Origin of the sequence: Egicoccus halophilus (assembly GCF_004300825.1) — a bacterium.
Lineage (GTDB): Bacteria > Actinomycetota > Nitriliruptoria > Nitriliruptorales > Nitriliruptoraceae > Egicoccus > Egicoccus halophilus.
Genome location: NZ_CP036250.1, coordinates 3,627,175 through 3,641,473, shown reverse-complemented (window position 1 = coordinate 3,641,473; position 14,299 = coordinate 3,627,175). Strand labels below are relative to the sequence as shown.

The following is a 14,299-nucleotide window of genomic DNA, read 5'->3' as shown; positions in this document are numbered from 1 at the left end:
CGTCGGAGCAGGAGGTCGCAGCATGGGCGAGGGCGCGCAGGAACCGACCACGGTCAGTGGCTTCCCCATCGAGGCCGTCTACGGCCCCGACGCCCTCGCGGACTTCGAACCTGCGACCTCGCTGGGCGAGCCCGGGACGTATCCGTTCACGCGGGGCGTCTACCCGACGATGTACCGGGGACGCCGGTGGACCATGCGCCAGTACGCCGGGATGTCCACGGCCGAGGAGTCCAACCGGCGCTACAAGTACCTGCTCGAGCAGGGCACCACCGGCCTGTCCGTCGCCTTCGACCTGCCGACGCAGATGGGCTACGACTCCTCGGCGGCGATCGCCGACGGGGAGGTCGGCAAGGTGGGTGTCGCGATCGACACCGTCGAGGACATGAAGGCCCTCTTCGACGGCATCCCGCTCGACCAGGTCTCGACGTCGATGACCATCAACGCGCCGGCCTCGCTGCTGCTGCTGATGTACCAGATCGCCGGGGAGGAACAGGGCGTCGCGCCCGGACAGCTGCGCGGAACCATCCAGAACGACGTGCTCAAGGAGTACATCGCGCGCGGCACCTACATCTACCCGCCGGCCCCGAGCCTGCGGATCATCGCCGACACGTTCGGCTACTGCGCCGAGCACCTGCCCCGTTTCAACACCATCTCCATCTCCGGGTACCACATGGGCGAGGCCGGTGCGACCCCGGTGCAGGAGATCGCCTTCACGCTCGCCGACGGCATCGCCTACGTCCAGGCCGCCATCGACGCCGGCCTCGACGTCGATGCGTTCGCGCCGCGACTGTCGTTCTTCTTCGTGGCCCGCTCGACGCTGCTCGAGGAGGTCGCCAAGTTCCGGGCCGCCCGTCGACTGTGGGCCTCCATCATGCGCGACCGGTTCGGGGCCCGTGACCCCAAGTCGCAGATGCTGCGGTTCCACACCCAGACCGCCGGTGTCCAACTCACGGCCCAACAACCCGAGGTCAACCTCGTCCGGGTCGCCATCCAGGCGCTCGCGGCCACGCTCGGTGGCACGCAGTCCCTGCACACCAACAGCTACGACGAGGCGTTGGCCCTGCCCACCGAGAAGTCCGCCCGCCTCGCCTTGAGGACCCAGCAGGTCATCGCCCACGAGACCGACGTCCCCGCCACGGTCGACCCGCTGGCGGGTAGTTATCTGATCGAGTCGCTGACCGACCGCATCGAGGCGGAAGCGCGCGGCTACCTGCAGCGCATCGACGACATGGGCGGTGCCGTCGCCGCGATCGAGGAGGGCTACCAGAAGGGGGAGATCGAGCGCGCCGCGTACGAGCTCGCCAAGGACGTCGATGCGGAACGGCAGATCGTGGTCGGCGTCAACCGCTACCGCACGGACGAGGAGATCACGCCCGATCTCCAGCGCATCGACGAGTCCATCCGGGACGGGCAGATCGCGCGGATCGACCGGGTCAAGGCCGAGCGTGACCAGGCCGGTGTCGACACCGCACTCGACGAGGTCCGCCGCGCCGCCGAGGGTGACGACAACCTGCTGCCACCGATGCGTGAAGCGCTGCGCCGCCGCGCCACCCTGCAGGAGGTCTGCGACGTGTTGCGCGACGAGTTCGGTGCCTACGTCCCCTCCGAGACCTTCTGACCGACCCGTGCCGGATCACCTGGCGTACCGTGGCCGACCTCACCGGGCGGCCGGTCACCCGGTGAGGTCGTCCAGGGCGCCGGTTCCCGGAGCGACCAGGCCGATCTCGTAGGCGAACACCACCGCGTGGACCCGGTCGCGCAGGTGCAGCTTCTGCAGCGTGCGCGACAGGTGGGTCTTGACCGTCGCCTCGCCCAGGTGCAGCGAGGCGGCGATCTCGGCGTTGCTCCGGCCCGTCGCGACCAGCGTCAGCACCTCGCGCTCGCGTCCGGTGAGCGGTGCCAGCAGGTCGTCGCGTCGGGGGACGAGCCCGGTGGTGGCGAAGCGCTCGATCAGCCGGCGCGTCACCGACGGGGCCAGCAGCGCGTCCCCGGCCGCCACGGTGCGCACCGCCTCGACCAGCTGCTCCGGTGGGGCGTTCTTGAGCAGGAAGCCCGAGGCGCCCGCCCGCAGGGCGTCGACCACCAGGTCGTCGCGTTCGAACGTGGTCAGGATCACGATTCGGGCGGGCTCCCCCAACTCGGCGAGCCGGCGCGCCGCCGCGATGCCGTCGAGCACCGGCATCTGCACGTCCATGAGCGCCAGGTCCGGACGCAGGCGGCGCGTCTCCTCGACGGCCGCGGCGCCGTCCGCGGCCTCACCCACCACCCGCAGACCGGGCTCGGTCTCGAGGATGAGACGGAACCCGGCGCGGACCAGCTCGTGGTCGTCGACGAGCAGGACGCGGCACTCGCGGCTCACGTGGGCTCCATCGTGAGCCCGGCGGGCGTCGGCTCGGACACCGCGACCGCCGCGCGGCGGGAGGCCGCGTGCTCGGACCCGTTGCGGGGTTCAGGCAGCGGCAGCCAGGCCTCGACGCGGAAGCCGCGGGGACGGGTCGGACCGCACGTGAAGCGTCCACCGTGCAACTCGACCCGCTCACGCATCCCGCGCAGCCCCGAGCCGCTGCCGGCCCGGGCGGCGGCGAGCAGCGGTTCTCCACCGGCGTCGTCGATGACCTCCACCTCCACCGCGGTCGGCGTCGCCGCGAGTCGTACCCAGGCCGACGAGCCGGGGCCGGCATGCCGCAGGGTGTTGGTCAGCGCCTCCTGCACCACCCGACCCAACGCCAGGTCGATCTCCGTGGGCAGGGGCGGCAGCTCGGTCGCCTGCACGGTCACCGACAGGCCCGCGGTCCGCAGTTCCTCGGCCAGAACGTCGAGTCGTTGGCCGATCCGCAGGCCGCCGCCCACGTCACGGTCGTCGGTGCGCAGCAGCTCGAGCACCCGCTGCAGCCCGGTGACCGCCTGCCGGGACGAGTGCTCGATCGCCGCGAGCGCCTCGGTGGCCCGATCCGGGTCGCGGGGCAGGATCCGCCGCGCCGCGGCGGCCTGCACGCCCATCACGCTGACGTGGTGGCCGAGGACGTCGTGCAGTTCGCGGGCGAGCCGGAGCCGCTCCTCGGTGGCCGCCTTCTCGGCCGTGCGCTGGCGTTCCTCCTCGAGTTCGAGCGAGCGGGCGGTGAGCTCCGCGGTGCGGGCGGCGAGGTCGGCCTCGCGCTCCCGACGCACCCGCTGTTGGTCGCCCAGCACCCAGCCTGCGCCGAAGAAGAACACGTTGAGGGCGACCGAGTAGGCCTGCAGCGCGAACACGGCCGAGTAGTCGGCGAGCAGGAAGCGTTGGGCGAACAGGCTCCAGACGACCAGCGCCATCAGCCCGGCGACGGCGATCCCGCGGACCTGGTCACGGTGGGCGCCGCCGTAGGTGCCGGCGGCCGCGAGGGCGAGGAACAGCGCGACGGTGGAGGCACCGGCGTCGTAGCCGTTGGTGAGCCGGAACACGGTGAAGGCGATGCCGGCCACGACCAGCGTCGTCAGCGGCGCCCGGCGTCGCAGGACCAGCACGAGGCAGAGCAGCGCACCCGACACGTAGGTCCATCGGTTGGGCGGGAACGCTGTCAGGTCCGCGGTGCGGGCGTTGAGCCACACGGCGGAGACCAGCAGGCCCGCGAGGACGACGGCGATGCCGGTGTCGACGGCCCACTGACGGCGGGAGAGCGGAAGGCTGACCATGTCGACGAGCCTACGTGGCGACGGGCGTGGTCGACGTCCCTCCACCGCGGGACCCACGATCCGCCGCAGGGTTGACGCCGCCGCGGCTCGCGTCGTGCAGGCTGGAGGCGACGCGCCGGCGGAAGGGCCGGCGCCCGACGCAGAAGGACGCCACGTGCTGAGGGTGCAGGACCTGCACAAACGCTATGGCGAGGTGACGGCGCTCGACGGTGTGACGTTGACCGCCGCCCCCGGCCGCATGCTGGGCTTCCTCGGTCCCAACGGCGCCGGCAAGACGACCACCATGCGGGCGGTGTTCGGGCTCGTGCGGCTCGACGCGGGTGAGGTGCGCTGGCGGGATCGGGAGGTCACCAGCGACGTCCGGCTGCGGTTCGGCTACATGCCCGAGCAACGCGGCCTGTACGCCCGCATGCCGGTGGGCCGCCAGCTGCGCTACCTGGCCGAACTGCACGGGATGGACGCCGACGACGCCGGGCGCGCGACGCAGCGATGGTTGACGGAACTCGGCCTCGCCGACCGGATCGACGCGCGTCTGTCCGACCTGTCCCACGGCAACCAGCAGCGGGTGCAGCTCGCCGCGTCGCTGGTGCACGACCCGGAGCTGCTGGTGCTCGACGAGCCCTTCAGCGGTCTGGACCCGCTGGGGGTGCAGGCCATGAGCGAGGTTTTGCGCGAGCGGGCCGCCGCTGGAGCGACCGTGGTGTTCAGCTCGCACCAGCTCGAGCTGGTCGAGGAACTGTGCGACGACGTGGTGATCATCGCCCACGGCCGCGACCAGATCGCCGGCACCCTGGACGAGGTCCGCGCCGCCGCCGACTACCGGCGGGTCGAGGTGCGCCTGGCCGACAACCGGCCGGTGACGCCGCCGAGCGGGGCGCGACTGCTCGACGCCCGCGAGGGCATCGTCCGGCTGCAGGTCCCGGTCGCGACCCCGGTCCCGGCACTGGTCGAGGAGCTGGCCGGTCAGGGCACCATCGAGCACCTGACCTTCACCTCGCCCCGACTGACGGAGGTCTTCCGCGACGTCGTCGGGGCCTCGATCACCGATCTCGAGCACGCCGCCGCATCGTCCGAGGAGTCCGTGGAGGTGGACGCATGAGCCCGCTGCAGACCATCTGGCTCGTGACACGGCGGGAGCTCGTCGAGCGGGGCGCCAAGAAGGGCTATCTGGTCGGCACCCTCGTGACCCTGGTGATCGTGGCCGGCCTGGTCGTGGTCCCGACCCTGTTCGGTGACGACGGCCCGGAGCCGCACGCCCTGGGCGTGGTGGGTGACGCACCGGCCGACTTCGACGCGCTGCTCGCCGCCGGGCTGCCCGACGACGCCGAGGTGACGGTCACGACGGTGCCCGACCGGGACGAGGCGGTGCGCGCCGTCGGCGACGGCGAGCTCGACGCCGTGCTGGTCGAGCGCACCGAGCTGCTCGCCGACGGGCGCCCCGACCAGTCCCTGCAGTTCGCCGTCGAGGCGGCGCTGCAGCTCGCCGCGGTCGGGGAGGGGCTCGAGGCCGCGGGGCTCGACCCGGCGCAGGCCGCGTCGGTGCTGCGACCGACCACGCCGTTGGAGACCGTCGACGTGGCCGGTGAGGCGACCGACGGCGTCGACGGCTTCGGGATCGCGCTGGCCGCGACCATCCTGCTGTTCGTCGGCATCCAGGGCAACGGCGCGACGCTGCTCAGTGGCGCGATCGAGGAAAAGTCCTCGCGGGTCGTCGAGGTCCTGCTCAGCGTCGCCCGACCGTGGCACCTGCTGGCGGGCAAGCTTCTCGCGATGTCGGTGCTGGCGTTGGTGCAGCTGGGTCTGACGGTGGCTGCGGCGCTGGGCGCCAACGCCGTCGTCGGGGCCTTCGAGCTGCCGCCGGCGACCGGCGGCGTGGTCGCGATCAGCCTGCTCATGCTGGTCGTCGGCTTCCTGTTCTACGCCTCGTTGTACGCGGTGGCCGGGTCCATGGCCTCGTCGCTGGAGGACGCGCAGTCGACGTCGGGGCCGTTGACCTTCGCGGTCATCGGCGCCTACTTCGCGGCCATCTTCGTGGTGCTGCCCAACCCCGATGGCCTGGTGACCCAGATCCTGACGTTCGTGCCGCCGACCGCCCCGTTCGTGGTTCCCGCCCGCATGGCGTTCGGCGCGATCCCGATGTGGCAGGTCGCGCTCGCCACGCTCGTCACCCTGGCGACGACGGTGCTGGTGGTCCGTCTGGCGGGACGGCTCTATGCCGGCACGCTGCTGGCCGGCAACCGGATGACCTGGCGTGAGGCCTGGAAGGCCGAGCCGGTGCGCTGACGCCACCCGCGCGGCCGGGCCGGCACCCGGCCGCGGCGGGTAGCGTTGGGCCCGATCCCCGCCCGACTCCTGTCCGAGGCAACCTCGTGAGCACGCAACGCATCGTCATCCTCGGCGGCGGGCCGGCCGGCTACGAGGCCGCGCTGGTCGCCGTCGAGCTCGGCGCCGACGTCACCATCGTCACCGACGAGGGACTGGGCGGCAACAGCGTCCTGTGGGACTGCGTGCCGTCCAAAGCACTGATCGTCGCCGCCGAGGCGATGGGTTGGCTGGATCTCGCCGAGGGCATGGGCGTCCACCTGCCCGAGGGTCAGCCGGTCGACCGCACCGTGGTCGACTTCCCCAAGGTGGCGGCCAACGTCCTGCAGCTCGGCGCGAACCAGTCGCGCGACATCGAGGCCAAGAGCGAGGCCGTGGGCGTGAAGCTCGTCCGCGGACGGGGGCGCCTCTCGGGCTACCACGAGGTCACCGCCACCGACCAGCACGGCGAGCAGCACGTCCTGACCGCCGACTACGTGCTGATCGCCACCGGGTCGACCGCCCGGGTGCTGCCGTTCTTCGAGCCCGACGGCGAGCGGGTGCTCGTCGGCCAGCAGGTCTACGGGCTGCCGGAGGTCCCCGAACACCTCGTCGTGGTCGGCTCGGGCGCGACGGGCGCGGAGTTCGCCCACGCCTTCCGGCGCTTCGGCGCCGAGGTGACCCTGGTCAGCTCCCGCGAACTGATCCTGCCCACCGAGGACCCCGACGCCGCCCAGGTGATCGAGGACGTCTTCGAGCGGCGCGGGATGACCATCCTGCGCAACGCCCGGGCCGTGTCCTGCGAACGTCGCGGCGACGAGGTCGCCGTCGGACTCAAGGCCGGCGGTGAGGTCGTGGGCAGCCACGTGCTGTTCACCGTCGGGCAGGTGCCGAGCGCGTCGGACATCGGCCTGGAGAAGGTCGGCGCGGTGGTCAACGACTGGGGCGGGATCGACGTCGACTCGGTCGGCCGCACCGAGTGCCGCTGGGTGTACGCGGCCGGGGACGTCACCGGCCGGGTGATGCTCGCCTCGGTGGCGGCCATGCAGGGGCGCACCGCGATGTGGCACGCGCTCGGCCAGGCGGTCCAGCCGATCCGGTGGGACGCGGTCGCCTCGACGATCTTCACCGATCCGGAGGTCGCGACCGTGGGCATGTCGTCGGAGGAGGCGGCCGCGGCCGGCGTCCCGGTCGAGACCGCCCGTCTCGACTTCCGCGGCAACCCGCGCGCGAAGATGACCGGTGGCGTCGACGGGTTCGTGAAGGTCCACGCCCAGGTCGGGTCCGGCACGGTCGTCGGCGGGGTCGTGGTGTCGATGCGGGCCAGCGATCTGATCCAACCGCTCGCGACCGCGGTGCAGAACCGCCTGACCGTGGCGCAGCTCGCGCAGACCATCACCGTCTACCCGTCGATGGCCGGCTCGGTGGCCGAGTGCGCCCGCATGCTGATGGCCCGCCTCGACGCGCCACGCTGAGGACGCTGCCGACACGACGAGGGACCGGCCGAGATGGCCGGTCCCTCGCTCGTTGGTTGCGACGTGCGTTCAGCCGAGGTGGTTCTTCCCGCCCGACGCCACCCAGGCCACGCACTGGCCCTGGTTGCGGAACGTCGGATCGGTGAAGGTCCGCCAGCCGCCGCCCTTGCACTCGTCCTTGCTGGACGGCGCCGACGGTGTCACCGGTGCGTCGGCCAGCTGCAGGCCGACGATCACCGGGTCGTGGTCCGACGAGCGGAACGCGCTCGGGTCGTAGAAGCGCTGCGCGACGTCGGCGGTGCGGAACCGGCCACAGCACGACTCGAGGTAGTCGATGGCCGGGACCTCGTCGGCGTTGATGTTCCATGCCGCCGCGCCGGTCACGTACTCGAGCAGGGCGGCGTCGGCCAGCGCGTGGTCGAGGTAGCCCTGCGTGGCGTCGAACGTGTAGGTGTAGGGCATCTCGCCGTCGGCCGCGAAGGCGTCCAGCAGGTCGGTGTAGCCGGCCTGCTGCAGCGCCCGGATCGGGTCCTCCTGCGCGTAGGCGTTGAGGTCGCCGATGATCAGGTCACCGCGGGACTCCTGCCCGGTCGGGTTGGTCGCCAGGAAGTCGGCGATCGCCTGTGCCGCGCGCAGACGCACCCCGTTGCAGTTGCCCTGGCGGGGGTCGTTGTCGGCGGCGGCGCAGGCCGAACCCTTCGACTTGAGGTGGTTGACCGACACCGTCACCGCCTCGCCGGTGGCGAGCTCGGTGAAGGTCTGCGTCAGCATCGGACGGCTGCGGTTGTCCTCGAAGCGCGGGTCGACCGAGCTGTCGAGGATCGCGTAGTCGCCGGTCGGTGCCACCGTGGACGGCTTGTAGATGAACGCGAGCTTGATCGCGTCGGTGCCGATCACGCCGGTGTCGAGGTAGTCGTACGCCTCGGTGCCCAGCGTGGTGTTGACGGCGTCGACGAGCGCGGCCGCGGCCTGGCGCGGGCCCTCGTCGTTCTCGATCTCGATCAGGCCCAGCACGTCGGCGTCCATGCGCACGATCGCGTCGACGATCTTCTCGGTCTGCCGCTCGAACTCCGACGGGGTGACCGCGCCACGCGAGGTCGGGAAGCCCTGCGCGGTCGCGGGGTCGTCACCGACGAAGTAGCCGTCGCCGTTGAAGTAGTTGAGGACGTTGAAGCTCGCGACCGTCAGGCTGCCGCCGACCTCCGGCGGCGTCTGCGGACGCGGGCGGGTCCGGTTGTCGCGCAGTTCCTCGGTGATCTCGCCGACGTCGATCGGCTGGAGGCGCCACTCGTTGAAGGCGTAGTGCAGGATCGTCGGGACGTCGCGCAGCTGGTCACCGATGCGCAGCGTGTCACCCGGCACGACGTAGGGGAGCGGGTCGAGGTTCTGGCCCGTCCGACCGTCGTCGAGGATGATGTTGTTGGCCGCGTTGTAGTCGACGACCGCCTGGTAGGCCGCGTCGTCGCGCGGGTCGACCACGTTGGTCGGGTTGGCGAGCACGCCACCCGACGACAGGCGGACCTCGCCGAACCGTTCGATCTGGAAGAACTCGACGACCGTCAGCTCGGGGTGCACGACCCGCATCGACTCGAGCGGCTCGAAGACCTGGTCGCGGTCGTCGGGGTGGGTCGGCAGGGGCAGCTCGGCCGGCGGGGGCAGGGTCGTGTCGACCCCGGTGCCGGTGCACACGGCCAACTGGTCGGCACTGAGCTGGGTGACGTCGAACTGCTCGGCGGGACGGCCCACGACGTGGACGAGGTCGCCGACCTTGCCGTCGAAGACCCCGGCGCCGTCGAAGACGAACAGGCCCTCGGAGGTGGCCGGGTCGGCGTCACGGTCGGCCGCGATCGCCTCGACGAAGAAGCCGCGCAGGCCCTGGTTGGCCGGCACGCCGCTCTCGCCGCCCGAGGTGTGGTCGGCGGTGACCACCCCGCGGGTGAGGACCAGCTCACCGGCGATCGGCGTGACCGAGCCGGCACCCTGGATCTCGTTGATGACGGTCAGGTCGTCGCTGGTGGCCGTGCACACGTCCGCGGGGAACTCGGGGTCCGGGTCGGGATCGGGATCGGGATCCGGGTCCGGGTCCGGGAGGACCGCACCGCACGGGTTGGCGTCCGTCGCGCTGTTGCGCGGGGCGGGCGTGCCGGTGGCGAAGTCGGCCGCGTTGTCGCCGGTGTCGACGCAGCCGGCGTCGGCGCGCAGCACCGCGTTGGTGTTGCTCGGTGCCGGGGTGGGGGCGGAGCCCTCGAAGCAGTTGGCCGTGCCGCCGAAGCCGACGAGGTCGACGACGTCGGTGGGGCAGGTGCCGGTCAGTGCGGCGCTCGAGGTGGCCAGGGCGACCTTGCCGGCGGTGGCCGACATGCTGGCGGTGCCGGTGACGTCCGGGGTGGGCAACGGCGTGGTACCGCCGGAACCCGCGGCCTGCTGCACGAGCAGGTAGCCGCCGGCCGGGATCGTGCCGCTCAGCGTGGTGGTGTTCCAGCTGCTGCCGGTCGCCGAGGCGTAGCCGACGACCCAGCCGTCCACGGTCGCGGTCTGGTCGCCGCGGTTGAACAGTTCGACGAAGTCGTTGGTGTAGATGGATCCGCTGTTGCCGCCGCCGCCGTAGACCTGGCTGACCACGACGATCGGGCCGACGGGCTCACCGGCCTCGCCGCAGGGGCTGGTGGGTGTGGCGCTGTTGCGCGGTGCGGGGCCGTCGGCGACGAAGTCGGCGGCGTTGTCGTCGGTGTCGGTGCACCCGCCGTCGGCACGGAACGCGGCCGTCGTGTTGCTCAGCGTCGGCGCGGCGCCACTGCCCTCGAAGAAGTTGGCGCTGCCGAACCCGACGAGGTCGACGATGCGTGCCAGCTGCGCGGCGTCGCAGGCGGTGCTGCCGCCGTTGCAGCCGAGGCCGTCGGTGCCGTCGACGAGCGCGACCTTGCCCGCGCTGGCGGACATGTTGATGGTGCCGGTGCTGTCGGGTGCCGGCAGATCGGCGCCGGTGCTCCCGCCGCCGAGGGCGACGAGGTGGTAGCCACCGGGCGCGACCGTGCCGCCGAGCGACACGAGCTGGCCGGCGTTGGCGCCGAAGTTGCCGGTGCCGGTGCCGGAGGCGTACTGGACCGACAGGCCGTCGAGGGACACCGGGGCGCTGCCGCGGTTGAAGACCTCGACGTAGTCACGGTTGTACGGGGCGCTGGCATTGCCGCCGCCGCCGTAGACCTGGCTGAGGACGAGCGTTGGCCCGGCCTCCTGGGCGATGGCCCCCGAAGAGGCCAGGGGGAGGGCGCTGGTGAGCATGGCGAGCAACACCAGCAGGGTGGTTCGACGCATACGGGCAGACCTCGGTCGAGGAGGCGCGACGCGTCGGCGCGCCCGGGCACGCCGACCATCGTCCGCCTCCGAACGGACGGGTGAACAGAACCACATCCGCGCGACATCCGGTTCAACGAACCGGTCGATCCGGGCTGATCATGCGTTGAACGAACGGTGAACCGTGTCGGCCGGGGCGGTCGCCGGTCAGCCGGCGTCCTCGATGCGGGCGAGCACGGCCCCGGACTCGACGACGTCACCGGCGGCGTAGCCGACGCTGGTGACGGTCCCGTCGCGGTGCGCGGTGATGTTGTTCTCCATCTTCATCGCCTCGAGGACCGCGACGAGGTCCCCGGCCGCGACCGTGTCCCCCTCTGCCACCGCGTACTTGACGACGGTGCCCTGCATCGGGGCGACGAGGTCCTCGCTGGAGGCCGCCGCCCTGGCCGTGCCCGACGCGCCGCCACGCGAACGTCGCTTCGTGGCCGTGCGCGAACCGCCCCCGCCCCCGCCCCCCGCGGCGAGCTCGCCGAAGACGCGCACGCCGAGCCGCTTGCCGTCGACCTCGACCGTCACCTCCCGCGAGGGCTCCGGGTCGTCGCCCGTGCCTGCAGTGGCCGGCCCCTGCGGTGCCAGCGACGACAGGTCCCACTCGCGCTCGACCGAGCTCGTCGCGTGCTCGCCGGCGGCGAACTGCTCGTTGCGCATCGCCAGCGCGTGGAAGGTCACGGTCGTCGGGATGCCCTCGAGCACCAGCTCGTCGAGGGCCCGACGCATCCGCGCGATCGCCGCCGGACGGTCGGCGCCCCAGACGATCAGCTTGGCGATCATCGAGTCGTAGTCGCGGGGCACCTCGTAGTCCGACTCGGCGCCGGTGTCGAAGCGCACCCACGGACCCTGTGGCGGCACCAGCTTCGTGATCAGACCCGGGGTCGGCAGAAAGTTGGTGGCCGGCTCCTCGGCGTTGATCCGCGCCTCGATCGCGTGGCCGGTGAGCACGACGTCGTCCTGGGTCAGCCCCATGCCGTCGCCCGAGGCGATGCGCAGCTGGGCCTGCGCGAGGTCGACGCCGGTGACCATCTCGGTCACGGGGTGCTCGACCTGCAGGCGGGTGTTCATCTCGAGGAAGTAGAACGGCACGTCGTCGTCGGCTCCCCCGGAAGGCGCAGCCGATGGGTCGAGGAGGAACTCGCACGTGCCGGCGTTGAAGTAGCCCATCTCGCGGGCGACCTCGATGGCGGCCCGGCCGATGCGGTCGCGCAGGCCCTGCGTGATGCCGGCGGCCGGGGCCTCCTCGACCAGCTTCTGGTGGCGGCGCTGCAGGGAGCAGTCGCGCTCGCCGAGGTGGATCAGCGTGCCGTCGAGGTCACCGAGCACCTGGATCTCGATGTGGCGGGGGCGCTCGAGGTAGCGCTCGAGGTAGCACTCGCCGCGGCCGAAGGCGGCCTTGGCCTCACGCTGGGCGGCCTCGAGGGCCTCGCGCATCTGCTCGGCGTCGCGCACGACCTTCATGCCGCGTCCACCACCACCGAACATCGCCTTGACCGCGACCGGGTAGCCGTGCTCGTCGCCGAAGGCGATGGCGACCTCCGGGTCGTCGGTCGGCTCCAGCGTGCCCGGGACGACCGGCACGCCGGCCGCGAGCGCCACCGCGCGGGCGGAGAGCTTGTCGCCCATCCGCCGGATCGCCTCGGCGGGCGGGCCGACGAACGTCAGCCCGGCGGCGGCGACCGCCTCGGCGAAGTCGGCGTTCTCCGACAGGAAGCCGTAGCCGGGATGGATCGCGTCGACCCCGGCGGCGTGCGCCACCGAGAGGATCCTGTCGATGTTCAGGTAGGACTCGGCCGCTGGCGCCGGTCCCAACAGGTACGCCTCGTCGGCCAGGCGCACGTGGGGCGCGTCGCGGTCGACCTCGGAGTAGACGGCGACGCTGCGCACGCCGAGCTCCCGGCAGGCGCGGAGAACGCGGATCGCGATCTCCCCGCGGTTGGCGACCAGGACGGCGTCGAACATCGGCTCTCGACCTCGGGCTGCGGCGGCAGGACCCCGTGCACACTAGTGAGCCGGGCACGCCGGCTCATCAGCGGCCGTCCTCCGGGCGCGTCGCGGGCACGCGCAGGCCGGGCGGCCGCACGGCCGACGCGTCCGGCGCCCGGGGGTGACCGCGCCGGCGTCGGGGTCGGCGGAGCCGGATCGGCGGACCCGGATTGGCGGCCACCGAGCGAGCGGGGGACACTGGCGCGCCGGCCGAGCCGCCATCGGTCGCCCGCCGGTCCGCGTCCTCGGTCCGTGCATCCACGTCCTCGAAAGGCCGCTGCCGTGACGGTCCGTGCTGCCGCGCGCCCGCGCACCCGTGCCCTGGTGCTCGCCGCCACCGTGGTCCTGGCTGCCTGTGGCGGAGAGCCCGAGACCGTCGCACCGCCCGTCGTCGTGCCGGCCGAGGTCGGCACACCCGACGACGACGGCGTGCTGCGCGTGGTGGGCACCGACACGTTGCAGTGGGAGCCCGTCGGCCTGGCCGCGCCCGCCGGCGAGATCCGTTTCGAGCTGCGCTGCGAGGAGCGGGTCAACCACAACCTCGTCGTCGGCGAGGACCGGGCGCTCGTCGCCGAGTGCGGGCCCGGGAGCTCCGACACGGGGACGCTGACACTCGAGCCGGGCGAGTACCTCTACGTGTGCACGATCCCCGGGCACGAGTCGTCGATGCGGGGCACGCTGCGCGTCGAGTGACGGATCGCCCGACGCGGTGACGCCGTGGGGCCGCGGCGTGCCGGGCGTGACGCGCGCCGGTTGGGTGGCGACCGGCGGTCAGGGGTACGCTGCCGCCCTCGCGCGTGCCCGGGGAACGGGTGCCGCGCCGTTGCTCCGCGGCGACGGATCTCCCGACCCGTCGCCGCGAACCGTTGTCACGAGAGGAGCCACCGTGCGTCGCCCCACGCTGGGACTCGCCGCAACCGCGGGCCTGCTGCTGGTCGCCGGTTGCTCGCCCGTGCCCGATGGCGCCATCGCCGCCGAACCGGTCCAGTGCCCCGAGGGCTCGGACTGCTTCGACCCCATCCAGCCGGTCGGCCCGGGCGGTGACCTCGAGATCGACATGGGCAACTTCTTCTTCGAGGTGACCGACGGGACGGCGGTGACCGGTGAGGTGCAGGTCACCGTCCACAACGTCAGCGACGCCTACCACAACGCCGAGTTCCTGGGTGCCGCGGACGGGTCGGGGATCCCCGAGGCGGACGCCAACGCCAGCGGCGAGGACACCGTGCTGCTGTTCCCGGGTGAGTGGACGGTCATCTGCAACGTCCCGGGTCACCGCTCGGCCGGGATGGAGACGACGGTCACCGTCTACGCCACCGAGGAGGAGGCCGCGGCCGCCGAGCAGGAGGCCGAGGGCGAGATGCCCGAGGAGGGCGCCGACCCGACCGCGCCGGCCGAGGAACCGGAGCTGCCGGCGGCCGGGGGCGGACGTGACGAGGCCGACAGCGTCGCCGAGGACCAGACCGGTGAGGACGCCGACGTCACCACCGGTGGCGAGGGACAGCAGGACTCCTGACCCGGATGGC

Annotated in this window: 10 protein-coding genes; 6 read left to right on the top strand and 4 right to left on the bottom strand. The window is 72.5% G+C overall.

Annotated elements, in window-relative coordinates:
* Positions 1–22 precede the first annotated feature (22 nt).
* Positions 23–1,618, top strand: coding sequence for an acyl-CoA mutase large subunit family protein (locus ELR47_RS16570; protein ID WP_130650895.1), 1,596 nt, complete (start codon positions 23–25; stop codon positions 1,616–1,618).
* Positions 1,619–1,672: 54 nt separating this feature from the next.
* Here ELR47_RS16570 and ELR47_RS16565 read toward each other — a convergent pair whose 3' ends face one another.
* Together ELR47_RS16565 and ELR47_RS16560 are read right to left on the bottom strand one after the other, a co-directional pair.
* A complete protein-coding gene (locus tag ELR47_RS16565) occupies positions 1,673–2,359 on the bottom strand; it encodes a response regulator (RefSeq protein WP_130650894.1) in 687 nt (228 codons plus the stop codon).
* The gene (locus tag ELR47_RS16560) at positions 2,356–3,669 is read right to left on the bottom strand and encodes a sensor histidine kinase (RefSeq protein ID WP_130650893.1); all 1,314 of its coding nucleotides are present in this window, start codon (positions 3,667–3,669) and stop codon (positions 2,356–2,358) included. Before ELR47_RS16560 ends, ELR47_RS16565 begins: the two co-directional genes overlap by 4 nt.
* A 154-nt stretch (positions 3,670–3,823) precedes the next feature.
* Here ELR47_RS16560 and ELR47_RS16555 point away from each other — a divergent pair, with 154 nt between their 5' ends.
* The 3 genes from ELR47_RS16555 to ELR47_RS16545 all read left to right on the top strand — a co-directional run bounded on the left by ELR47_RS16555 (position 3,824) and on the right by ELR47_RS16545 (position 7,445).
* Positions 3,824–4,768 (top strand): ABC transporter ATP-binding protein, encoded by a 945-nt coding sequence (locus ELR47_RS16555; protein ID WP_205745327.1) that lies wholly within the window; start codon positions 3,824–3,826, stop codon positions 4,766–4,768.
* Complete coding sequence (locus ELR47_RS16550) at positions 4,765–5,952, top strand: ABC transporter permease (RefSeq protein WP_130650891.1); 1,188 nt, start codon at positions 4,765–4,767, stop codon at positions 5,950–5,952. Before ELR47_RS16555 ends, ELR47_RS16550 begins: the two co-directional genes overlap by 4 nt.
* 86 nt (positions 5,953–6,038) lie before the next feature.
* The gene (locus ELR47_RS16545) at positions 6,039–7,445 is read left to right on the top strand and encodes an NAD(P)H-quinone dehydrogenase (RefSeq protein ID WP_205745326.1); all 1,407 of its coding nucleotides are present in this window, start codon (positions 6,039–6,041) and stop codon (positions 7,443–7,445) included.
* Between the two features lie 69 nt (positions 7,446–7,514).
* Here the strand turns inward: ELR47_RS16545 and ELR47_RS16540 are convergent, their stop codons facing one another.
* Positions 7,515–10,760, bottom strand: coding sequence for an ExeM/NucH family extracellular endonuclease (locus ELR47_RS16540; RefSeq protein ID WP_130650890.1), 3,246 nt, complete (start codon positions 10,758–10,760; stop codon positions 7,515–7,517).
* Positions 10,761–10,946: 186 nt separating this feature from the next.
* Positions 10,947–12,752, bottom strand: coding sequence for an acetyl/propionyl/methylcrotonyl-CoA carboxylase subunit alpha (locus ELR47_RS16535; protein ID WP_130650889.1), 1,806 nt, complete (start codon positions 12,750–12,752; stop codon positions 10,947–10,949).
* 306 nt (positions 12,753–13,058) lie between these two features.
* Between ELR47_RS16535 and ELR47_RS16530 the strand changes: the two genes are divergently transcribed.
* Together ELR47_RS16530 and ELR47_RS16525 are read left to right on the top strand one after the other, a co-directional pair.
* Entirely contained in the window at positions 13,059–13,469 is a 411-nt protein-coding gene (locus ELR47_RS16530; RefSeq protein ID WP_130650888.1) for a plastocyanin/azurin family copper-binding protein, read from the top strand.
* A gap of 193 nt (positions 13,470–13,662) precedes the next feature.
* Positions 13,663–14,289 (top strand): plastocyanin/azurin family copper-binding protein, encoded by a 627-nt coding sequence (locus ELR47_RS16525; RefSeq protein WP_130650887.1) that lies wholly within the window; start codon positions 13,663–13,665, stop codon positions 14,287–14,289.
* Positions 14,290–14,299: the final 10 nt, after the last annotated feature.